Source organism: Thermobaculum terrenum ATCC BAA-798 (assembly GCF_000025005.1).
Lineage (GTDB): Bacteria > Chloroflexota > Chloroflexia > Thermobaculales > Thermobaculaceae > Thermobaculum > Thermobaculum terrenum.
Map to the genome: position 1 here is coordinate 129360 of NC_013525.1, position 22861 is coordinate 152220.

A 22861-nucleotide genomic window follows, 5' to 3' on the forward strand; every position below is an offset into this window, starting at 1 on the left:
GACAGCTCAATATTTCTCAAATTGCTTATCTGCTAGGGGAGAAATTATACCTCTACTTCCTCCGCCATCTTAGTGACCTGTGCCCCGCAAGTATCTATCTCTAGAGTCATAACCTTACCATCATTGTACTTACTGGCTATATGCCACAAGGCGAGCTCAACTGCCTGCACATTATCTATACAGAGAGCGAGCACAGAAGGACCTGCACCAGATATCCATGTAGCCAAAGCGCCTGCTTCAAGTGCTGAGAGCATTGACTCTTGCAAACCCTTTACTAGGGAAGCCCTATATGGTTGATGTAATCTATCCTGAGTAGCCACCTGCAGGAGGTTGTACTCACCTCTCGCAAAAGAAGCTGCCATAAGAGCTGCTCTACTCAAGTTGAAGACAGCATCTTGCATACTTACCTGTTTGGGGAGGATAGATCTAGCATGTTTCGTATAGACCTGAGAATCAGGCACCCATAAAACAGCCTTCATGGAAGGATCCGGATCTATACGCACGGTGTGTACTTTGCTTCCATCCCAAGCACTGATAGTTATCCCTCCAAGCAAAGCCGCGGCCACGTTATCCGGATGTCCCTCGAGTTCGGTAGCCAGTTCCATTATCTGTTCTCTATCCTTTGGACAACCTAACAGCTCGTTGGCAAGCAATAAGCCAGCCAGAGCTGCTGCACCTGAGCTTGCCAACCCCCTTCCTATAGGAATCCTATTGATAAGCCTTAGGCCAAAGCTTGGTAGTTGGCAGTCAAGCCTGGAAGCTAATTCCATCATAGCCTTAAGGCAAGCATTACTTTCCTCCCTCGGGAGGAAGTCGGCTCCTTCGCCTTCTATAACCACACCTTTGGCATCAGTATCTAAAATAGCCTCGTTGTACAACGCGAGAGCCATACCAGCACAATCGAAACCTGAGCCCAAATTACCACTTGCAGCTGGAACACGTACATGAATCCTCATAAACTTTCTACCACCGAGATAATAGATTTAGGATCAGCATCAACCTCAATTATCTTGTTAGAGAACCTATTGTCCGAAGTGTGATACATGAAAGTAGCATCAGGATCCTTGAGTATGTGTCCGGTGAGGACAGCCACAACCTTAGAATCGGGAGAGATTATTCTTTCGGACATTAACTTTCGTATACCAGCAACCGAGGCCGCGCTTGCAGGTTCACATCCCACCCCAGCACCATCCACCATAGCCTTGGCATCCAGAATTTCTCGATCACTGACAGATGTCACTAATCCATCAAGCTCTTGTACCACTCTCCTAGCCTTCTGATAATTTACAGGATCGCCTATACGTATAGCAGTGGCTACAGTCTCTGCTTTGACCGGAGAATAGCTCTGCCATCCAGATTTATAAGCATGGGCAAAGGGAGCTGCACCTTCAGCTTGAACCACACCAATTCGAGGTAAACTATCTATCAACCCTAAGCTTCGCATTTCTAGAAGAGCTTTACCAAATGCTGAGGTATTCCCAAGATTACCACCTGGGAGAAATATCCAGTCGGGAACTTCCCATCTCAGAGACTCAAGCAATTCGTACATAACAGTTTTCTGGCCCTCAAGCCTCCAAGGGTTTACAGAATTTAGTATGTATAGTCCTAACTGAGGAGCAGTAGACTGTAGAAGGCTCAAAGCCTTATCAAAATCTCCCCTGATGGCTATCGTCTTTGCGCCATAAGCTATAGACTGGGAGAGCTTTGCAGCTGAGACCTTGCCCGCCGGCAGCAGCACCACGCAACGCATATCGGCTATAGCTGCGTAAGAAGCTAGAGAGGCACTGGTGTTGCCCGTGGAGGCACAGGCGACAATAGCTGCTCCACAGTGGCGAGCTACGCTCACCCCCACGGTCATTCCCCTGTCCTTGAAGGATCCGGTAGGGTTCTCTCCCTCATGCTTCAGATAAAGGGTATCGACACCCACCCAATCAGCGAGCTTAGGCACATTGTACAGTCCCGTATTCCCTTCACCCCGAGTAATGATAGCTTCACCATCGACTGGTGAGACTAGTTCCCGGAACCTCCATACGCCACTTCGATCAATAGCCAATAGAGAACCCATTCTGCTTGCCCATGTATCCTTGAGCCAAGAAGCTTCATATTCGCCAAGAGGCCAAACAATCTCTAGCAACCCCCCACACTCACAGGAAGAGACTGTAGTCCAGAGATTCTTCTCTGCACTACATTGTATGCACCTTACCTTAGGCTTTACTTTTAGGTCTCGATCTATAGCCATAGAACTGGACATACCTACTCCATACTCTGTATCTGCAGCCATTCTTCTCTTAAGATCTCGAAAAGCCATGAATCATACCAATGGCCATCTATAAAAGCCTCTCGACGAAAGGTACCACAAAGTCTATAGCCCGCCTTTTCTAACACCTTTCGGCTGGCAAGGTTGCCACTGAAGACCTGGCTCTTGAGCTTTTCTAATCCTAGTGACTCGAAAGCAAACCTGGTTCGTAAAGCTACAACCTCACTGGCATAGCCTTTGCCCCACTCAGATTTGTCGCCTATCAAATTACCAGTTATAGCGTGTCTGTTTCGCCAGTCTATCTGATGAATACCTGTGGTACCTATGAGCTTATCTTCCAAAGTCACGGCCCAGAGGACATCTTCATTACTACGAGATACTCTATCGAACCATTCCTTCTCTGCGCTTAGCGAAGGAGGAAACCTGATATTCAAGAACTTTGTAACCTCAGTGTCAGCAAACCAGGAACAGAAAATGGGAATCATATCCTCAGTAGGAGGAACAAGCCTCACTCTGTCACCTACAATAATTGGTCCCAACATGATCCTCTTCTCCAATACCCGGAAAATCACTTATACTCTCGAATATCGTCAAGAACCATCTGTACAACGTCCTGTACAGGCTGCCCCTTTAGATCTTCTCCAGATCGCTTACGAACCGCAACTGTACCGGCTTGAGCCTCCCTGTCCCCAACTATCAACATATAGGGGATTTTCTGCATCTGAGCATCCCTGATCTTAGCATTCATCCTTTCATTGCGGGCATCCACATTCACGCGCACGTTATGTCGGGAGAAAGCGCTTGCCACCTCCTCAGCGTAGGGTATATGTCTATCGGCTATAGGTATTACCACTACCTGTACTGGAGATAGCCAAACAGGGAAAGCACCAGCATGCTGTTCTGTCAGGAAAGCAAAGAAGCGCTCCATAGAACCTATGGGAGCTCGGTGGATCATAACTGGACGCCTGCGCTCGCCATCAGCATCTATATACTCTAAATCAAACCTTTCTGGGAGATAAAAGTCCAGCTGGTTTGTGGAAGCAGCAAACTCACGACCCAAAACATCACGGACCATTACATCTAGTTTAGGACCGTAAAATGCAGCCTCGCCTTCAGCTTCCACATAGTCGGCCCCAAGTTCATCCAGAGCCTGCCGAATAGCGTTCTCTGCATTGTTCCACATCTCATCTCCCTCTACATACTTCTCTTTATCCGACGGATCTCGGAGGGAGAGTCTGTATACGTAGTCGTGGAAACCTACGGCTCTATACACTTCATGCATCAGCTGGATTACTCTTATAAACTCCTCCTTGAGCTGATCGGGACGACAGAAGATATGAGCATCGTTTATAGTGAACCCTCTAACCCTAGACATACCTGTGAGCTCACCCGATTTCTCATACCTGTAGACAGTTCCGAGCTCAGCTATCCTCAGTGGCAAATCTCGGTAAGACCTCAGTGAGTGCTTGTAGATCATGATGTGGTGAGGACATGTCATCGGTCGTAGCTCATACTCCTCGCCATCCTCAAGGACCATCGGGGGAAACATCGCGTCCCTATAGTGCTGCCAATGACCACTGGTCTTGTATAGGCCAAGCTTGGCAATGTGAGGCGTATACACGTGCTGATACCCTTCCCTTGCCTCGGCCTTGACTATAAAGTTCTCCAACTCGCGGCGAATTATCGACCCATTGGGGAGCCATAGCACCAACCCAGGGCCAACTTCATCGCTTATCATAAACAGCTCTAGGTCCCTGCCTATCTTTCTGTGGTCTCGACGCTTGGCTTCTTCTAAGCGCCACAGGTAATCGTCAAGCTCCTCTTGTGTGGGAAAAGCTGTTCCATAGATTCTTTGTAGTTGCGGCCTCTTCTCATCTCCTCTCCAATAGGCGGAGGCAACGCTAAGCAGCTTGAAAGGACCTATTTTACCTGTTGACTCGACATGAGGGCCCCTACATAGATCAGTGAAATGCGCCATTTTATAAATACTAATAACGGCATCTTCTGGAAGATCATCTATGATCTCCAGCTTGTAGGGTTGATCCCTGAACATTTCCTTGGCTTGTTGACGAGAGATCTCCTCTCTTATAAAAGGATGATCCTCCTCTATTAGCTGGCGCATCCTTTCCTCTATTTCAGGGAAATCTTCTGGGGTTATCGGACGTGGTAACTCAAAATCATAATAAAACCCATTCTCTATCGCGGGGCCGATACCAAACTTAGCGTCAGGAAACATCTGCAGCACCGCGGCTGCCATAACGTGGGCAGCGGAATGACGCATAGTCGAGAGCAAGGAGCCAGACTCCATCTCCGCTCCATGATAAGCCAGCTGTTCGGCATCTTTAGCCTTCGTGCTCATGGATCCACCTCCAGTACCTAAAATCAAAGGGTGCCCTTTGCCATCCCAAACGGGACGAAAGGGCACCCTTCCGTGGTTCCACCCGAATTCGGGAAAACAACAATTAGTTTTCCCCTCATTAGTTATAACGGAAACTCCGGGACACCTTACTTGCCTGCCTTCGCTTTCGGGCGCCGGCTCACAGGTGGTTTTCCGCTTGGAGCCAACTAGAGGGCTTTCAGCCGTTGACCCTCACTCTCTGTCAGTTGCTTGACAAGCGTACTTGTCCTGCTCACAGCCTTTACGTTTTCACTTGTAAGCCAAGTATATCAATTACTACACAAAAGTCAACTATCTAGGCTAATTGAGCGTTCAGTCTTATATCAACGTTATTGCGTAAAGCATTAGACACCGGACAGCCTTTTTCTGCCTCTTCAGCAATAGATTTGAACTCTTCCTCACTCAAACCAGGCACTCTACCCGTCACATTTAGGTCTATACTAGTTATTCGAGCTCCACCTTCCCCGAACTCGAAGTTACAAGTTGCATCCACAGATAAGTTTTCCGGAGGTGACCCATGCTTAGCCAAGGTATTGGATAGCGCCATGGCATAGCACCCGGCATGTGCTGCAGCAATTAGCTCTTCGGGACTGGTACCACCACCTCCCCTTTCAGTACGCGTCCTCCAGCTTATTGGTAGTGGACCAAAAGAGCCACTTCCAACACTCACCTGCCCATTACCCTGCAGAAGATCCCCTGACCAATCAACATGAGCCTTACTTTGCGCAGTAGCCATTTTTATAAAACACCCTCCTAGAAAGTGGATATAAGCAAGGGTTTAGAAATTTAACCCTTCATGCAAAGAGCACCTGCAAATTATATGCCAATTCTCCCTAAACACTTGGCATAGAATATGCGCCCTGTAAAATCGAAGTATATTTGCGAGGAGGATAGATGAATGAGCTATGGAAGAAAGATTACGGGAACAAGAGATGAAGTCTATGATCTTATAAGCGTTCTCTATCACACACTGCAAGCAGCAGAGACCTATGTCATATATAGCGAAGATGCTGACTTTAGTCAGGACAAAGAGCTTGTAAGCTTCTTCCAGGAGCTTCAAGAGGAAGACAAAAGGCGAGCTGAAAGAGCTAAGGAACTACTCCGCAAGAGACTACTAGCTGAGGCAGAACATGAGGACACCTCAACAGGAGAGCAAGAAGGGCCGACCGTAGGAATTTAGTTCACAAGATTTGTAAAATTATATTCTTATTATCCCTTCAGGCCAACAGAAGCTATGCCACCTATCAGTTTGTTCTGCGCCAAAAAGTAAACTATAAGCACAGGTATTACGGCCACTAGGTTAGCTGCCATAACTTCATTCCATTCCGTCCCAACACGTCTTACCATAGTGGCCAGACCAAGGGCTAGCGTGAATTTGTCTGGATCATCCAAATATATTAATGGACCGAAAAAATCATTCCATGTAGCAAGAAACTGAAAAACTGCTACCACAGTAAGCGCTGGTATAGATAAAGGTAATATTATTCTCCAATATATTCCCCAGTAACTAGCACCATCTATACGTGCAGCCTCATCAAGTTCTATAGGTAAGGTCTTCATATATTGTCTAAGCAGAAATATAAAAAAGGCATTTCCCGTAAACGCTGGCACAAACAATGGGAAGTACGTGTTATACCAACCTATCCTGTAGAACAAGAGAAATTGTGGGATTAACAATACAGGGCCGGGTAGCAACATCGTAGCTACAAGGATTGTAAATAACAAATTTTTGCCTCTAAACTTCAATCTTGCAAAGGCATAAGCAATCATTGAGCAAGAAAATAGTGCACCTACCACATTAAGCAGAACAAGGATAACTGTGTTACGAGTATAAATGAAGAAGTTCTCTTCAAATAAGGCATCCCGAAATGTCTTCCATTCCCAGTACTTAGTAGGAAACCATTCCGGAGGATAAGTAAACACAGGCGCTGTAGAAGGCTTCAAAGCTGCTGTAAGCATCCAACCTATAGGCATTAAAATAAATAGACTCAAAGCAATTAGCATAATGTATACGGATGTCGAATGTAAAATCCTACCAACCATAGTCAAAACCTTTGACACACTTCATTTATACTGTATACTGCTTATTCTGCAGCTTCATAGAAAACAAACCTTCGCTCGAACCTGAACATCAAGAAAACTAATATTACGCCAAGAATAGTTAGTACCCATGCCAAAGCCGTAGCATAACCCATTAGCCCCTGAATAAAAGCTCTTCTATAAAGATAAAGCATATAGAAAAGCAACGAATCCTCAGGCCCACCATCTCCACCCAAGACAAACACAGGTCCAAATATGAGTAACGAATCTATAATTGCATTCACCAACAAAAAGAAGATGGTAGGAGATAACATAGGCAATGTTATATAAAAGAACTTAGCAATAGAACCAGCACCGTCTATAGATGCCGCCTCATACAAATGAGGTGGTATATTTTGCAATCCTGCTAGATAAATAATAGCTGTTCCTCCCACGCCCCATAGTCCCATAATAATCACAGCTGGCATAGCCCATCTTGGATCTTGCAGCCAGTAAGGTGGATTATCTATGCCAATCCTGTACAACAAGTAATTTATTGCTCCCAGCTCAGGGTTAAAAAGCTGTAGCCACAACACGGCTACAGCCACTCCTGATAAAACCGCTGGGATATACAGAATAGTTCTAAATAAATGGATACCAGGTAGTTTCTGATTTAGAAGTAAAGAGATAAACAAACCAGCTAATAAGTAAAGAGGAGTCGTAAGTACTAACCACTTCAAGGTCACATAAAGTGAGTGGTAAAAATATCCGTCCTGGGTAAACATGTACATATAGTTTTGAAGCCCTATAAAGTGCTCACCTCCTGCAGAAATCAACCTCTTATCAGTCATACTTATATACAAAGACCAAACTAGAGGGACCGCAAGGAAGAAGATTAAACCTATAAACCAGGGCGTAAGGAACAAATACGCTGCTTTTTCTTCACGCGCAGACAGAGGGCTATGCTTACTCATGTTTTTGTTTTCAGAACAATTCTAGCCAGTCTTGTGCTGGTATCCATGAAACATCCTGAAGAGGGATTATCTCCCTATTTTTTCCCACTCTTGCCATGCTTTATCAAGCAAAGGTTGAGTTCTCTTGGCAGCATCGTCTAATAGTGGCTTGGCATCTTTTACTCCCTGAACAGTCATCTTGTTGTATATATCATCTGGGTTATAACCTCCCTCAGGCAATGGAGGAACAAAAGGCTGTGCCTTCGCTGCAACTTTGAGCACTTGTAGGTACTGCTCTTTGAGGGGATCTCCTTGTCCCCACTTCATCTGCTCAGCTACCTTAAAAGATAGCGGGGGATCTGCAGAGACTGTTCCTCTGATCCGTTGAGCATCTGTGGCCATAAACTTGAGGAACGTTAGCGCAGCATGCTGATGTTCTGACTCAGTAAAAGTCCCCCATGGAGCCGTCCATGTGTCGACAAAGGATTCGGAACCACGTATTACTGGCCACGGAGCTATTCCAAAGTCGATCCCCGCTGCCTTGTAATCCTTAACAAAGGTGAAATCCGTCCACGTCATAGCTATTCTCTTTTGTGTAAAGAGGTCTGGCTCCCCATTAGGCAAGGTCTGAAGAACATTACCACTAGGAGCATATTTCTCTCTAACTAACTCTGTACCCACATTCCAAGCTTCAATCATTTCTGGAGAATTCATATTTCCCAAAGCACGTTTACCATTAGGGCCAAATAGCCACTTTTGCCAAATACCAAATCCCCAAGGAGGAACTGAACATCCGTATATCCTTTTAGTTGGGTTAGGATCAGGCTTGGCAACTTTCTTACATATCTCGGCGTATTGTGGCCAAGTCAATGATTTATCAGCCGGAGGATAGGATACTCTCGCCTCATCGAACATGTCCTTGTTGTAGACAATTATGTTGCCTCCCAAGAAATCTCCAACTCCAAAAATACCTTGGGATGGTCCCTTTTCAAGAGTAAATCTAGCAACACCACCCTGTGCAAAATCATTTACAAATATACCCCATTGCTTGTAATAGGGAGTTAGATCAACTACTTTACCAGCTTTCATCCAAGCTTTATTTTCCATTACAGCAACATCCGGAGGTTTATGCGCCTGTAAAGCGGTATTGATTTTTGTTTGATAGTTATCTTCCGGGTAAACTACATACTTGATCTTGATGTTAGGGTGCTTTTCTTCAAAGGCGTCCTTATAAGCCTTCAAAGAGTCTTCATCCTGAGGATACATCCATACAGAGATTGTAACTGTTGGTCCATCATAATCCTTCCAAGCCCCTCTTACTATAGGAGTGGGTTTAGTCTCAGGTGTAACTTTGCTGATATCAAACCCCACTGGAGTCTGTTCCTGAGCAGGAACATTCGCTGTAGGTGTAGGTTGTTCCACCCCAGGAGGACCTGAACTTTCTCTGCCTGGGCCGCATGATATAGATAACATAAGCAGGATTATGATTGAAAAAATCTTCATTTTATTAATTCGAGACATACCCTCATCCCCCGCCACACTGATGCTATAAGTAAATCTATGTCGAATGATAGGCGAAGTATAAAACCTACATCCATCGAATACAATAGTAAAAAGTAAGTGGCCTAATGTTTATAGGAGGAATAATATGAGAGGGGTTGTTCTTCCAGGCAACAGAACCGTCGATCTAAGAGAATTCCCAACACCACAGCCAGGATATGGACAAGTGCTAGTAAGAATGAAGGCTTCGGGAATTTGTGGCAGCGATATTAGAGCTATCTACAGAGAATGGCTAGGCACAGGACCAGAAGCTTATAAAGGCTGTATAGCAGGACATGAACCATGTGGTATCGTGGAGGAAGTAGGCCCTGGAGTAGAGCACTTTAGCCCAGGAGACAGAGTGGTTGTCTACCACATCGTAGGTTGTGGAGTGTGCAAAGATTGCCGTGCAGGTTGGATGATAAACTGTAAAGCACCTTATCCCTACCGCGCAGCTTATGGATGGCAAAGAGACGGAGGCCATGCTGACTTCCTGTTGGCCGAACAAAGAACCCTCATAAAGCTGCCTGATAATCTTACATTCGTTGATGGTGCGTTAGCAGCGTGTGGTCTTGGAACAGGTTATCAGGCTATACTCCGAGCAGGTGTGTCTGGTAGGGACAGAGTAGCAGTGGTAGGGCTAGGACCTGTGGGTTTGGGAATACTGATGCTCGCTAGAGCTTCAGGAGCGGAGGTTATAGGTATAGATGTGATCCCAGAACGCTTGGAGATGGCACAAAAAATAGGCGCAGAACACACATTCCTCTCAGGAGATAACACTGCTGAGAGGATAATGGACCTCACCAAAGGGGAAGGGGTAGAGGTAGTAATAGATGCTTCCGGTAATCCACTTGGTAGGCATCTATGTCTTGAGATAGCAGGAGAGTGGGGTAGGGTAGTGTTTGTAGGGGAAGGTAATACAGTGTCATTCGAACCCAGCCCATTGTTGATCCATAAGCAACTTACTCTTATGGGCTCTTGGGTGTGCGGCTTGGTCCAGATGGAAGAACTACTAGGATTCCTTTCCAGAAAAGAGCTTCATCCCGAGCAAATAGTAACCCATAAGTTCCCTCTGGAAGATGCTGACGAAGCTTACAGGCTGTTTGACTCGGGCAAGTCAGGCAAAGTAGTGATTACTTGGGATTAGTACAGCTACATATTTAGGTGATTATATGATAACCTTTGCTTGGCAAATTCAGGCAAAGTGGAGCTCCAAAGTATGGTACTTGCTCGATTCCTACCAAATGATGAGAGGTTTTTTGAATACTTCCGAGATGCTGCAACCAACGCCAGGGATTCAGCAGCTCTCCTGAGGGACATAGTAGAAACTAACGCAGATATAGAGAGAAAAGTCAGGAAGCTGCGCGATTTGGAGCATATTGGTGATGAGATTACCCACCAGGTGTTTAACGCCCTGAACAGTACTTTTGTAACGCCGATTGATAGAGAAGACATACAGAGACTAACCAGCGAACTGGATGAGTTCGTGGACTACATTGAAGAGGCTGCCCGCCGGATGTATCTGTATAAAGTGGGAGCCCCTACGGAGATCTCTAAACTGTTGGTCAGGGTGATAGATGAACAAGCAGAGATACTTGCTAATAGCATCCCACTTCTTGAAAGCGCTAAGAAGAGGGATACGTTACTTCGTAACACCGTAGAGATACACAGACTAGAAAACGAAGGCGACGACATATTGAACCAAGCAATGGCTCATATATACGATGATGTGCCAGATATACCTTCCTTGATAAAGGCCATACGATGGAGTGAGTTATACCAGCTGCTAGAGGATGCTACCGATAGGGCAGAAGACATAGCCAACGCTCTGGAGGGAATAGTACTAAAGAATGCCTGATATAAACTCAGCTCTGATCTTGCTCGGAGTTATCGTACTTCTTGGCTTGGCATTCGATTTCATAAATGGTTTTCACGACACCGCTAATGCCATTGCAACATCGGTTGCTACCAGAGTGCTTAGTCCCAGACAGGCTGTTATTATGGCAGGAGTCCTTAATTTCGTAGGAGCTCTTACTGGTACAGCTGTTGCTCAGACTGTTGGCAAAGGGATTATCAAGCCAGAACATTCCACCCAACTGCTAGTAATATCAGCGCTGATTTCGGCCATTATCTGGGATCTTATAACCTGGTGGTATGGCATACCGTCTAGCTCCAGCCACGCGTTGGTATTCTCAATAGTAGGTGCTGGTGTAGCCTCGCGCGGCTGGCAGGAGATACAGTTTGACGGCGTGAACAAGGTACTTACAGGCCTTGTAGCTTCTCCAGCTCTAGGTTTTGCGGTGGCGTTCATGGTGATGGCCATACTACTATGGCTGTTCGCCAGAGCCAAGCCCCAAGCCATAAGCCGTATATTCGGTAGGCTACAGGTACTTTCGGCAGCCTATATGGCTTACAGTCATGGAAGCAATGACGCACAGAAGACTATGGGCGTAATCACCATGGCCGTCGCCAGCTATTATGGGTGGAGCGGGAGCGAATGGGCCGTACCTCTATGGGTTATCCTAGCTGCCGCTACTGCTATGGCCTTAGGTACTGCCGCTGGAGGTTGGCGTATTATCAGAACCATGGGGCTAAAGGTGGTGGAACTAAGGCCCATTCACGGCTTCGCAGCGGAAACTACAGCAGCTACAGTAATCGAAGTCGCAAGCCGCCTGGGGATACCTGTATCAACTACCCACGTCATTTCTAGCTCCATACTTGGAGTGGGAGCCACAAGGAGATTATCCGCAGTTAAGTGGGGGATAGCTGGCAGAATCGTGACAGCCTGGATAGTGACCATACCTGCCTGTATAGCAATTGGTTGGGCTGTATACGAAGTACTGCACCTTTTGACTGGAGCTTCGTAACCTAAACCGCATTCCAAGTTATCTCCTAATAAGAGGATTCTAACTAGTGCGGTTTTTATGCAATTTCTAGGATAGCACCTTGTTACGAAATCCCCATCCCTCTACTCTGAAATCTGAAACATGTTTGAAAGCTTTGAGGAAGGATAATACGGAGTACGTCTATGATGAAAACGCATAATCTGATTTATACTACGTTGGTCCTTTTGCTGATAGCATTTATCACTGCCTGTGGTAGTGGTTCCAGTGCTAATGAAAATTCGCCAACACCCACTACACCTGAAAGTAGTACCCTACAATCACCTTCTCCAGAGCCAACACCCACTCAGGTTGCGAGCACTCCTCCTACACAGATGCCGTCACCACAACCCACGTCTACTCCAGAGCATAAAGAAAAAAGAACTGATAAGAACCTGCTAAGCCCTAGGAAGAGACCCATCGCGATAATGGTTGAGAACCATCCGGACGCAAGGCCCCAGTCGGGGCTCATAAATGCAGATGTCATATATGAAGCCCCTGCAGAATTTGGTATACCCAGATTCATGGCCATCTTCGTAAACAAGGAATCCAAGATAGTAGGGCCGATAAGATCGGCACGCACCTATTATGTCTCCTGGGCATCTGAATATAACCCTGTCTACGTACATGCGGGCGGAAGCCCACAAGGCATTAGGCTAATAGACCAACTGGGACTACAGCATATAGATGCTCTCAGATACTATGCGCCCCAGGCATTCTGGAGAAGCACCGATAGAGATGCACCTCATAATCTGTATGGAAGTACTACAGAGATACGCAAGCTAATAGCCAAAGACAAAAACCTACAAGGCAAGAAGGGCACTTGGGGGCCAATCCACTGGTCAAACAATCCAACCATAGGCAGCGAGAGTGGTAAAGAAGTCTCAGTGACTTACGCTGAGGGATACCAGGCTTCGTTTAAATATGATCCACAGACCGGTCTATATAACCGTTACATGGTAGGGAAGCCACATCTAGATCGTGAGACCAAGAGACAGATAGCTGCATCTGCAGTTATCGTGCAGACGGTCGATATGTGGCAAATAAAGGGCGACGCCTATGGTAGAAGGGAAGTTGATCTCACTAACGCCTCGGGCCCAATACTAGTATTCCAGAATGGGAAAGTCCTCAAGGGCAAGTGGGAAAAAGAGGATGTAGATACGATTACTAAATATGAAACCAATGATGGTAAGCCTATAGAGCTCAAGCCAGGACAGGTCTGGATAGAGATAGTCCCCAAGGAAGGGAGCAAGATCGATTATAGGTAAGAACTGAGTTCACTACTCTCGGGAAAATTCATCATCTGCATGTATACCAGCTCATGAGGGAGAGTATACTCTCCCTCATGAGCTTTAAGACGGAGAAGGATCGCCTATCCAGACCTCGCCACCCTCAAAGATCTCCTTCTTCCAGATAGGAGACTCTTCTTTTATAGAGTCGATAACGAACCTGGCAGCGGCAAAAGCTTCCTGCCTGTGTGGGGCACTGGCCACTACCGCAACACTAATATCACCTATGTTCAATTTCCCAACTCTATGTACGGCGGATATTCTCACCCCCGGCCATTTATCCTTGGCAAAGCCACAGATCTTCTGCATACTTGCCTTTGCTGCAGGTTCATAGGATTCATACTCTAGATACCTTACCTTACGCCCTTCGTTATTATCTCTAACCACTCCCAGAAAAATAACGATAGCCCCAGCACCAGGGTGAGATACAGAGCTTATAAGCTCATCAATGGATATGGGATCTTGAGTCACTGCTATCATCTCTGCCTCCAGCAACTGGTGGAATAAAAGCCAAAGTATCGCCAGGGGAGAGTTTATAATCTCCAGGCACGAACTCCTCGTTAACTATAAACTTGGTTACAGATTCCAGCCTCGCCAAATCAGGATACTCCCCTATAAGAGACCGGAGCACGCTAGCGGGAGTAGAGCCAATTGTCACTTTATAAAGGAGCTCTTTTTGGCCAATCACCTCACGAAACTGAGCAAAAAGAAGCAGCTTTATCTCAAAGCTGCCTCCTGCAATATTCATCTATACTCTCTCCAACTCCTTAACAGCCTTCACATTAGATATCAAGCTGGCATATCTATCCATCTCTTCCTTGGTGTTCATTTCAGTGGCACATACTAATAGATACTCACTTAGCTTGGAATCAAACCTTCCTAGATCTATCCCTGCCAGTATCCCTTCGTCAATAAGAGCAGATACCACTTGCGAAGCTGGTACTGGACACTTGAGAACAAACTCATTGAAGAAGGGCTCTGCGCTTACAACCTCCCATCCCGGCACAGCGCTCAGCACACCGGCCAAATAGTGGGCGTTGTTAACGCATAGCTGGGCCACCTTTGCAAGCCCCTGTTTCCCCATCAGAGAAAGGTATACTGTGGAAGCCAAAGCATTCAAAGCTTCATTAGTACATATATTACTTGTAGCCTTCTCTCTCCTTATGTGTTGCTCTCTAGTCTGCAGGGTAAGAACATAACCTCTCTTACCGTCCACATCCTTAGTAGCTCCCACTAACCTACCTGGCATGTACCGAATAAAATCCTTACGTGTCGCAAAGAGGCCAAGATATGGACCGCCGAAGTTAAGCTCATTACCAAGAGATTGTCCCTCCCCCACAGCTATATCTGCCCCAAGCTCCCCTGGAGGCTTGAGTAACCCGAGTGCTATAGGATAGGCAGCGACCACAAGGAGAGCTCCAACAGAGTGAGCAAGATCAGCATACCCTTTTATATCCTCTATACTTCCGAAGAAGTTGGGATACTGTACCAGTACACAAGCAGTTCGCTCATCTACGTAAGTAGCAATATCCCGAGGCGTAGACTTGAAGTTATCGGGCAGTTCTCCAGCGACCACTATCTCTAGCTCTACGCCAGAAGTAAAAGTTCTTATAACTTCCACCCACTCCGGATGGAATGTTGGGACTATAACTATCTTAGGCCGTCGGGTATAGTGCACTGCCATAAGAGCGCCCTCAGCAGCAGCAGTGGCCCCATCATACATGGAGGCATTAGCCACGTCCATTCCCATAAGTGCCGCGATCATGGTCTGAAATTCATATATGCTCTGGAGAGTTCCCTGGCTCACTTCTGCCTGATAAGGAGTATACGAAGTATAGAATTCATTTCGAGAAGTAACACTCTTTACGGCAGCTGGGATGAAATGATTATATGCCCCCCCACCTGCGAAACAGGCTACATGGTCCACATCAAGATTCCGCTCAGATAGAGCATTTACCTTCTTGGCCACCTCTGCTTCTGATAGTCCAGGGCCAATCCTTAGTTGAGGATACTTATATCTCTCAGGTATGGCCGTTAGGAGCTCGTCAATCGAATTGACTCCTATACGGCTCAGCATCTCTTGCCTTTCTTTGTCTGTATGAGGTATATAGGGCACTTTAGCTTTCTCCTGCAAAACTTACAGAACTTTTAGTTTCGCTACTGAGGTGAACGCTACAGCAGAATGTTATCATTCCTAGGTCAATACATAATACACCCAGTCAATAGAGGTACCAAGTAAAGTGTACAACATAATCAAGAACTTCATATTCATCCTCATAGGGATAGTTCTTGGAGCAATCATCACTCTAGTATTCATAGTTACTAGGCCACAACCGGAAATAACACCAAGTGCTAGTAATAGTGGTCAAAGTCCAGATATGAGGTTATCCATATCTCAAGAGATCTTTGTGCAACAAGCTAATTCAGAGGCTAAGGACATCCTTAGCAAGTACGGGCTAAGCAATCCCAAATGGTACCTACAGCCCGATAACCAGGTAACTATGGATGCCCAAACCAGAATTCCGATTATTGATCTCCCAGTACAAGTGAGAATACGAGGAAGCTTGTACACAAACTCCGGTCGGGTTCATGCCACAATAGAAAGTGTGGATTATGGGGGGCTTAGGCTACCTGTTGAGCTATTCGACAATCTTTCTAGAGAGCTAAATCGAGAGCTTGAGAGCAGTCAAGATACATCCAAGTACTGGATAGAGTCCGTGGACACGAACCAAGGAAGGCTAAACCTTGATATAGACCTAAGAGGCAACTGGTTATCGAGATAAGCTTTAGACCTCAATCTGTAGGCCATCGTAAGCCAGTTGTACTCCATCAGGAAGCATTGAGCTAACCTCGTCATAGTCTAGGTCGTGCCCTAGATGCACCAGGTAAGTACGTTCAGCTCCAACAGTCTTAGCTAAATCTACCGCCTGCCACAGGCCAAGATGCATAGCATGAGGTTCAAACCTCAAAGCATTCAATACAAGCACATCTACACTTTTTATCCTTTGGAGAGTAACCTCTGGGATCTCGCTCGCATCAGTTATGTAAGCTATGCCTTCGAACATATAGGCGGTTATACAATCCAAACCATGCCTTATAGGCAAAGGGACAAACTCCAAACCGCTAACTCGAAAGTTGTTTTTTATAGAATGAAGCCTTAACTTCGGCCTCGAACCAAGGTGAGGTGTCGGACTAAATATATAATCAAAACGTCGCCTTATCGCTTCTACAGTACTCTCATCCCCATAGCAGGTTATAGGCTCTCTAAGGCTAAAGGCCCTAAGATCATCTATGCCAAAAGTGTGGTCTGCGTGGGAGTGCGTGAACAAAACTGCATCTAAAGAGTCCACATTATTAATTAGAGCTTGGCATCTAAAATCAGGCGAGGCATCTATAAGTATGTTATGCCCGTCAAAGCTTATCAGCGCTGACGTTCTAGTACGCTTATTCCTGGGGTTATTTGATCTACAGACACGGCACTTGCACCCCAGCATAGGGACGCCAAAGCTAGCGCCCGTACCTAAAAAAGTAAGCTTCACAGACATACTCCTACCTCATGGAGACCAACAAGGCTCAAAATCATCCCCAATGGTGTTGGTAAGCCTCTTTACCTCAGACCCATCCGGACGCATTATGTAGATTTCCCAATTATTATCCAGGCGATTTGAGTTGAATACTATATACCTGCCGTCAGGAGATGGAAAAGGTCTACCGTTCTCCCCCTCTGTTGACATAGTAATCTGCTTAACATTAGTTCCATCCGCATTCATTATAAATATCTGACCTATAACATGTTCACTCTTACGAGTGTTATATACTATGCGCTTACCATCAGGCATCCATCTTGGGAACCTATGGTCTGTAGGATCATGAGTAATCTGGCGAAGGCCAGAGCCATCCGCATTCATCACAAACACCTGCCAATATTTACCAGGCTTGCCCATGAAAGTGATCTTGCTGCCATCTGGGGACCAGGCGGGAGCAGATTGAGGATAGCTCAAATCGGTCAAAACTATAGGTTTACCTCCCTTTGCTGGGATCTTAGCTATCCCAGTATCCCGTCCTAGAGTGTAAGCTATGTACTTGCCATCCGGAGACCAATCTGGATCTTGAGCTATTATCTTCCCGTAGGTCAGCTGATAAGGATTACTCCCATCAGAATTCATAATCCATATTTGTAGAGAACCGGTACGATCCGAAACAAAAGCTATTTGTTCCCCAGTTGGAGCCCAGCTCGGCATACCATCGAAGGAGGACTCGCCTGTGAGTCTGACGAGACCGGTTCCATCCGCTCTTATAGAATATATATCCCTGTTCTTTCTTATATTGTTTCTTCCCGGCACTGGCCTATCTGAACTGAACGCTATACGGCCAGAAGGAGCTACGATTACATCATCAGAAGCTGGCATAGTGGGTTCTGGAGTCGGAACCAAAGTAGGAGTTGGAACGGGCGGTGTGAACGTAGGCTCAGCTGTAGGTACTGGTAAGACTGACGTTGGAACGGCAGTTGCGGGTACTGTTGCACTTGCAGCTGGCTCAGAAGGAATAGTAGGAGTAGGGCCAGAAACATTAGCTATAGACTGATTATCTATATGACTAACAGCCCATGCAATAGAGGCTAACAAGACTAACAAAAAGACTGTCAGGATGTATCTTCCCAGATATCGTCTAGCAACGCCGGATCCAGCTGTCCGCCCATATTCCACATCAGCAGAAATGCTTTCTTCTGCAGGTAGGGTAAGTTTAGCGTTGCACACTCGGCAGCGCTCGCTGTGCTCATCATTTAGAGCACCGCACTCGCCGCAATAAATCAACCTGCTCCTCCAATCACATGGTCATCTCTGTATTGAAGATCAAACTATCCTCTATTGTAAAGCCTTAATAGCTTGCAAATAGCAAACACCTCCAAAACCGTAGACCTCTAAAGGTGCAGACACGGCAGAGGTATTATATGTTACAAGTTGCAAGTTATTACTATAAGCAACTAGACGCGTAAAACAACAAACTACAGGCAAGCATCTAATTATATAAACCGATACAGCTAATACTTAGTTTCCAGTATTTTTACTCACTATTTACACCTCAAATCTGGTACCCTATCGCACAGAAAGAAACGTTTTTCTGAAAGGGGCCAAGTATGCCAAAGATCACATTTATCGGAGCTGGGAGTACCGTCTTTGCCAAAAATCTCATAGGAGATATCCTCTCTTTTCCAGAGCTACAGGACTCAACTATATGTCTATTTGATATAGACCCAGATCGGCTCTCGACATCAGAGATAGTAGCTAACAAGATAAAGCAAGCCCTCAATGCACCTGCCAAGATAGAGGCTACTACTGATCGCAGGAAGGCACTGTATGGAGCTGACTATGCCCTATGCATGATCCAGGTGGCTGGATACAAGCCAGGAACAGTTATAGACTTCGAGATCCCCAAGAAGTACGGTCTAAGGCAGACCATAGCTGATACCTTAGGTATTGGCGGCATAATGAGGGCCCTCAGGACCATACCTGTGCTCCTAGATATGTGCAAGGACATGGAGGAGCTATGTCCAGATGTGTACTTCCTTAACTATGTAAATCCCATGGCGATGAATTGCTGGGCGATAAGCCGTGCTAGCAAGATAAAGACTGTTGGCCTATGCCACAGCGTCCAGGGAACGGCATGGGAGCTATCGAAAGACATAGGAGTGCCCCTTGAAGAGATCAACTTCGTGTGTGCCGGCATAAACCATATGGCGTTCTATCTTAAGTTCGAGAGGAACGGAGAAGATCTATATCCGCTAATAAGAAAGGTCATAGAAGAAGGAAGAGTACCGGAACATAATCGCGTGAGATATGACGTGTTCAAGAGATTTGGATACTTTGTGACGGAATCAAGCGAGCACTTCAGCGAATACGTTCCCTGGTATATAAAGAGAGACAGACCAGACCTAATAGAGAAATACAACATACCTCTCGACGAATATATAAGAAGATGCGAGGCACAAATCGCTGGCTGGGAAGAGCTACGCAAGCGTTACGAGAGCGATGAGCCCATACAAGTCGAAAGGACACACGAGTTCGCCTCTTACATCATACATAGCATAGAGACAGGTATTCCCAAACTGGATGAAAAGGGTAACACCCGTGTAATCTATGGTAACGTACCTAACAACGGCTTGATCGACAACCTTCCTCAGGGATGCTGCGTCGAAGTTCCATGCCTCGTAGATAGAAATGGCATCCAGCCAATCAAGATAGGTTCTCTGCCAATCCAGCTGGCAGCACTAATGCAGACCAACATCAATGTGCAAGCCCTCACTGTAGAGGCAGCACTAACCAGGAAGAAAGAGTATATCTATCAGGCGGCGATGCTCGACCCACATACTGCAGCTGAACTTGATCCGGATCAGATATATTCTCTGGTAGATGAACTCATAGCTGCCCATGGCGACTGGCTGCCAGAATATCACTAATAAACTAGGATCACTTTTCTAAGGGGAAGGGGTACCCCTTCCCCTTATCTAAAGATAAAGACGATTATGAAAGCTCTGACTGTAACACTTAATGCAGCCATAGATATAACTTATGCTCTGCCTTACCTACAGCCAGGCGAGTCATTGCGCGTACACGAGAAGATCTACTCCCCTGGTGGTAAAGGCAACAATGTGGCCAAGATCCTAAATATTCTTGGTGATGATGTAATAGCCACAGGATTTGTAGGGGGATATACGGGTCAGTTCATAGAAGAGTCTTTGCAATCTATAGGCATAGTGCCCAAGTTTGTAAAAACCAGAGATGCTTCCAGACTGTGCATAGCAGTAATCGAGGAAGCAAACGGCCGGGTATCAGAGCTGCTGGAGCCAGGAGCAAATATTACCAGGGACGAATCTGACAAGCTCTTAGAGCTGGTTAAGCAACTGGCAACAGAGGTGGATACAGTAGTATTCTCGGGTAGCTTGCCCAAGGGAGTTCCAGACGACTACTACAGGATCCTGTTATCACAGCTCAAGGGCTTGAATGTGCAGACGGTTCTAGATACCAGTGGAGAATCCCTACGGTTGGGTATAAGAGGGAAGCCTAACATCATAAAGCCCAATAGAAAAGAGATACAAGATCTGATGGGTAGAGATGCCCCAGTAAAAGAGATAATAGCTTTCTGCAGGCAAGAATTGCTAGCTAAGTACCTATCCACAGATGCAATAGTATTGCTAACGCTAGGGAAGGACGGTGCCATATTGCTAACAAAAGAGCTTGTGCTGCAAGCAATACCTCCTGATATAAAGGTAGTAAACCCAGTCGGGGCAGGTGACGCACTGCTAGCAGGTTTTTTGCATGCTCAGTCTGTATGGAAAGACCCTGATCTGATGCTAAAGTATGCTGTAGCGGTAGGGACAGCCTCAGCTCTACAAAAGACCGCAGGAAGTGTAAACCCGCAAGATATAGACCTAATAATGTCTCAGGTAAATGTTAGAACACTTTTATTAGGAGCAGAATAAGTGTTAGAAACAAGCACAGCACACTCTCATACCTATAACGAGATCACTAATCAGCCCGTCTCCTGGAAGACAACCGTTGACGCAATATCTTCACAATGGGCCGAGTTGCAGCCTCAGCTGACGATAACCCCGGATACTCATTATGTATTCGTAGGATGTGGCACATCTCTGTATATAGCTCAGAGTGCAGCTCAGTGTTTTCAGGAGATAACTGGCTATACATCATTAGCTGTGCCCGGCTCCGAAGTGTTCCTGTCCGCCAAATCTACTGTACCTTCCAGATATCCGGTAATAGCTTTCATAATCTCTCGTTCTGGTACAACCACCGAAGCATTACTTGCGGCTGACTATCTGGCTGCTAACAGATCAAACGTAACTACAATTGGGATAACCTGCAACAGTGATACTGAGCTTACCAAGAGGACTAGATTTAGCATTCAACTTCCTCATGCACACGAGGAATCAGTAGTTATGACTCAATCATTCACCTCGATGCTGATAGCTTTGCAGTACGTAGCTGCATCCCTAGCAGGAGATCAGATGGTCATAGACCAGATCTCCTCCTTGAGCACCTACCTACAGAGAGACATCAGGAGTTTTGAATCCAAAGCACAGGAGCTAGGGGAGAATTTAAACCTAGATCATTTTGTGTATCTAGGGCTCGGCCCCAACTATGGCCTCGCTCAGGAGGGCAACCTAAAGCTTAAGGAGATGACCCAGGTCCACTGCGAGGCTTACAATCCGCTGGAGTTCAGGCATGGTCCAATATCAACAGTAAGAGAAGGCTCTGCAATAATCCTGCTTGCCGGCAACAGAGAAAGAGATTACGTACCGTCATTAGTAACTGATCTTAAGGAAGTAGGTGCTTTCGTCGCATCTTGCTCTCCTTATCCCATCGATGGATCTGATATGCACCTGCTCGTGGGGAAGGAGCTAACAGATGTACCCAGATGTGCGCTCTACATGCCATTCCTGCAATACCTGGCTTACTACAGGGCAGTTTCATTGGGATTAAATCCAGATCAGCCGAGAAACCTTTCGCAGGTAGTAAAACTGGATGAATAGTAAGCTCTCAAGGCCATTAGCAATAGTTGGTAATCTGAACGTCGATCTTTGGGTAAGAACGGTTAGCCGTTTCCCTAGATGGGACGAAGAGCTCGTAGTTGATTCCGCCCAAATGGTTCTTGCAGGTACCGCCGGCTATATCATGCTCGCGGCAAAGGGGCTAGGAATCCCTACATTTACCATATCTACCATAGGAAATGACGCATTTGGGCGTTTTCTATTAGAAGAGATGAAGAATCACGGGCTATCCTGCGAAGGTGTGATCGTAATGGAAGGGGAAGAAACTTCCCTAGGGATCATATTCGTCGGGGACAAAGGGCAGAGGGGAATACTATCCACACTGGGAGCCCACAGCAAGATGGACCTAACCTTAGTTAGAAGTCGTGACTCTCTTATATCTTCTTGTGAAGAGATCTTCCTCTGTGGTAACTATCTGTTACCTCTGATGTCCCCTTCGCACATTCAAGATTTCGCTAAGGAGTTGCAAGAGCGAGGACAAATTGTATTCTTTGATCCTAGCTGGGATCCTAGTGGGTGGACAGATGTTACAAGGAAAAGTACTTACTCCCTCTTACAACACGTAGATGTTTATTTACCCAACCAGGAGGAACTCCTACACCTTACAGCTAAGAATAGTTTAGATGAGGCATTACAAGAAATACGACCCAGGATCGCAGGCGAAGCCGTTATCAAGATGGGAGAAAGAGGAGCTCTATATATAAACAAGAGCGAAGAGATCTATTTTGAAGGCTTTAGAGTTGAAGCTGTAAACACGGTGGGGGCAGGGGATGTTTTTGATCTAGGATACTTGTATGCTCGAAGGTGTGGTTGGCCGCCTTACCAAAGGTTACAGTTCGCGTGCGCTCTTGCCGCAATGGTCATATCACAACATAGAGACCGCCAATACCCGAAGCTATCAGAGGTGCTCAACTTTCTTCAAAAGAAAACTCATGATAACTTCTGGGACTTTTAGGGAGTT

24 protein-coding genes and 1 other annotated feature are annotated in these 22861 nt (G+C 46.0%); of the genes, 11 read left to right on the forward strand and 13 right to left on the reverse strand.

Translation table 11 applies throughout. The features are described 5' to 3' along the window. Positions 1-44: 44 nt before the first annotated feature. From thrB to TTER_RS00610, 5 genes are all read right to left on the reverse strand, one after another. Positions 45-956, reverse strand: a complete 912-nt coding sequence (gene thrB, locus TTER_RS00590) for a homoserine kinase (protein WP_012874075.1) — start codon at positions 954-956, stop codon at positions 45-47. Then, positions 953-2251 (reverse strand): threonine synthase, encoded by a 1299-nt coding sequence (gene thrC, locus TTER_RS00595; protein WP_012874076.1) that lies wholly within the window; start codon positions 2249-2251, stop codon positions 953-955. Before thrC ends, thrB begins: the two co-directional genes overlap by 4 nt. A 2-nt stretch (positions 2252-2253) precedes the next feature. Then, complete coding sequence (locus TTER_RS00600) at positions 2254-2799, reverse strand: GNAT family N-acetyltransferase (protein ID WP_012874077.1); 546 nt, start codon at positions 2797-2799, stop codon at positions 2254-2256. Positions 2800-2825: 26 nt separating this feature from the next. After that, on the reverse strand, positions 2826-4616 hold the full coding sequence (gene thrS / locus TTER_RS00605) for a threonine--tRNA ligase (protein ID WP_012874078.1): 1791 nt from the start codon (positions 4614-4616) through the stop codon (positions 2826-2828). A gap of 47 nt (positions 4617-4663) precedes the next feature. Further along, positions 4664-4900, reverse strand: a binding site (T-box leader). Between the two features lie 50 nt (positions 4901-4950). Next, positions 4951-5391, reverse strand: a complete 441-nt coding sequence (locus tag TTER_RS00610) for an OsmC family peroxiredoxin (protein WP_012874079.1) — start codon at positions 5389-5391, stop codon at positions 4951-4953. A 162-nt stretch (positions 5392-5553) separates the two neighbouring features. Between TTER_RS00610 and TTER_RS00615 the strand changes: the two genes are divergently transcribed. Beyond that, the gene (locus TTER_RS00615; RefSeq protein WP_012874080.1) at positions 5554-5835 is read left to right on the forward strand and encodes a hypothetical protein; all 282 of its coding nucleotides are present in this window, start codon (positions 5554-5556) and stop codon (positions 5833-5835) included. A gap of 29 nt (positions 5836-5864) precedes the next feature. Here TTER_RS00615 and TTER_RS00620 read toward each other — a convergent pair whose 3' ends face one another. The 3 genes from TTER_RS00620 to TTER_RS00630 all read right to left on the reverse strand — a co-directional run bounded on the left by TTER_RS00620 (position 5865) and on the right by TTER_RS00630 (position 9148). Next, complete coding sequence (locus tag TTER_RS00620) at positions 5865-6599, reverse strand: carbohydrate ABC transporter permease (protein ID WP_169302592.1); 735 nt, start codon at positions 6597-6599, stop codon at positions 5865-5867. Between the two features lie 140 nt (positions 6600-6739). Continuing rightward, on the reverse strand, positions 6740-7648 hold the full coding sequence (locus TTER_RS00625; RefSeq protein WP_012874082.1) for a carbohydrate ABC transporter permease: 909 nt from the start codon (positions 7646-7648) through the stop codon (positions 6740-6742). Between the two features lie 66 nt (positions 7649-7714). Further along, a complete protein-coding gene (locus tag TTER_RS00630; protein ID WP_012874083.1) occupies positions 7715-9148 on the reverse strand; it encodes an ABC transporter substrate-binding protein in 1434 nt (477 codons plus the stop codon). A 127-nt stretch (positions 9149-9275) separates the two neighbouring features. On the opposite strand from TTER_RS00630, the gene TTER_RS00635 reads away from it, so the two are divergent. From TTER_RS00635 to TTER_RS00650, 4 genes are all read left to right on the forward strand, one after another. After that, the gene (locus tag TTER_RS00635; RefSeq protein ID WP_012874084.1) at positions 9276-10313 is read left to right on the forward strand and encodes a zinc-dependent alcohol dehydrogenase family protein; all 1038 of its coding nucleotides are present in this window, start codon (positions 9276-9278) and stop codon (positions 10311-10313) included. Between the two features lie 72 nt (positions 10314-10385). After that, the gene (locus tag TTER_RS00640; protein WP_012874085.1) at positions 10386-11024 is read left to right on the forward strand and encodes a DUF47 domain-containing protein; all 639 of its coding nucleotides are present in this window, start codon (positions 10386-10388) and stop codon (positions 11022-11024) included. Continuing rightward, the gene (locus TTER_RS00645) at positions 11017-12033 is read left to right on the forward strand and encodes an inorganic phosphate transporter (protein WP_012874086.1); all 1017 of its coding nucleotides are present in this window, start codon (positions 11017-11019) and stop codon (positions 12031-12033) included. The genes TTER_RS00640 and TTER_RS00645 overlap by 8 nt, the downstream gene beginning before the upstream one ends. A 161-nt stretch (positions 12034-12194) precedes the next feature. Next, entirely contained in the window at positions 12195-13316 is a 1122-nt protein-coding gene (locus TTER_RS00650) for a DUF3048 domain-containing protein (protein WP_012874087.1), read from the forward strand. Between the two features lie 84 nt (positions 13317-13400). Here the strand turns inward: TTER_RS00650 and TTER_RS00655 are convergent, their stop codons facing one another. Genes TTER_RS00655 through gcvPA form a run of 3 tightly spaced genes read right to left on the reverse strand, consistent with a single transcriptional unit; the run spans position 13401 to position 15453 of the window. Beyond that, positions 13401-13817 (reverse strand): molybdenum cofactor biosynthesis protein MoaE, encoded by a 417-nt coding sequence (locus TTER_RS00655; protein ID WP_012874088.1) that lies wholly within the window; start codon positions 13815-13817, stop codon positions 13401-13403. Continuing rightward, entirely contained in the window at positions 13783-14085 is a 303-nt protein-coding gene (locus TTER_RS00660; RefSeq protein ID WP_012874089.1) for a MoaD/ThiS family protein, read from the reverse strand. Before TTER_RS00660 ends, TTER_RS00655 begins: the two co-directional genes overlap by 35 nt. Then, positions 14086-15453, reverse strand: coding sequence for an aminomethyl-transferring glycine dehydrogenase subunit GcvPA (gcvPA, locus tag TTER_RS00665; RefSeq protein WP_012874090.1), 1368 nt, complete (start codon positions 15451-15453; stop codon positions 14086-14088). Between the two features lie 124 nt (positions 15454-15577). On the opposite strand from gcvPA, the gene TTER_RS00670 reads away from it, so the two are divergent. Beyond that, a complete protein-coding gene (locus TTER_RS00670; protein WP_012874091.1) occupies positions 15578-16120 on the forward strand; it encodes a hypothetical protein in 543 nt (180 codons plus the stop codon). A gap of 3 nt (positions 16121-16123) precedes the next feature. Here the strand turns inward: TTER_RS00670 and TTER_RS00675 are convergent, their stop codons facing one another. Both TTER_RS00675 and TTER_RS15690 read right to left on the reverse strand, forming a co-directional pair. After that, complete coding sequence (locus TTER_RS00675; RefSeq protein ID WP_012874092.1) at positions 16124-16882, reverse strand: MBL fold metallo-hydrolase; 759 nt, start codon at positions 16880-16882, stop codon at positions 16124-16126. Between the two features lie 9 nt (positions 16883-16891). After that, positions 16892-17503, reverse strand: a complete 612-nt coding sequence (locus TTER_RS15690) for a hypothetical protein (RefSeq protein ID WP_241215206.1) — start codon at positions 17501-17503, stop codon at positions 16892-16894. A 97-nt stretch (positions 17504-17600) separates the two neighbouring features. On the opposite strand from TTER_RS15690, the gene TTER_RS15695 reads away from it, so the two are divergent. The 5 genes from TTER_RS15695 (at position 17601) to TTER_RS00700 (ending at position 22855) form a co-directional block, all read left to right on the forward strand. Beyond that, entirely contained in the window at positions 17601-17921 is a 321-nt protein-coding gene (locus TTER_RS15695; RefSeq protein WP_169302594.1) for a hypothetical protein, read from the forward strand. Positions 17922-18474: 553 nt separating this feature from the next. Continuing rightward, positions 18475-19794, forward strand: a complete 1320-nt coding sequence (gene melA / locus TTER_RS00685; RefSeq protein WP_012874094.1) for an alpha-glucosidase/alpha-galactosidase — start codon at positions 18475-18477, stop codon at positions 19792-19794. 66 nt (positions 19795-19860) lie between these two features. Beyond that, positions 19861-20817 carry a 1-phosphofructokinase family hexose kinase gene (locus TTER_RS00690; RefSeq protein WP_012874095.1) on the forward strand — a complete coding sequence of 319 codons (957 nt, stop codon included), beginning with the start codon at positions 19861-19863 and terminating at the stop codon, positions 20815-20817. Further along, complete coding sequence (locus tag TTER_RS00695; RefSeq protein WP_012874096.1) at positions 20818-21882, forward strand: SIS domain-containing protein; 1065 nt, start codon at positions 20818-20820, stop codon at positions 21880-21882. It begins immediately after the preceding gene. Then, complete coding sequence (locus tag TTER_RS00700) at positions 21875-22855, forward strand: carbohydrate kinase family protein (RefSeq protein ID WP_012874097.1); 981 nt, start codon at positions 21875-21877, stop codon at positions 22853-22855. Before TTER_RS00695 ends, TTER_RS00700 begins: the two co-directional genes overlap by 8 nt. Positions 22856-22861: the final 6 nt, after the last annotated feature.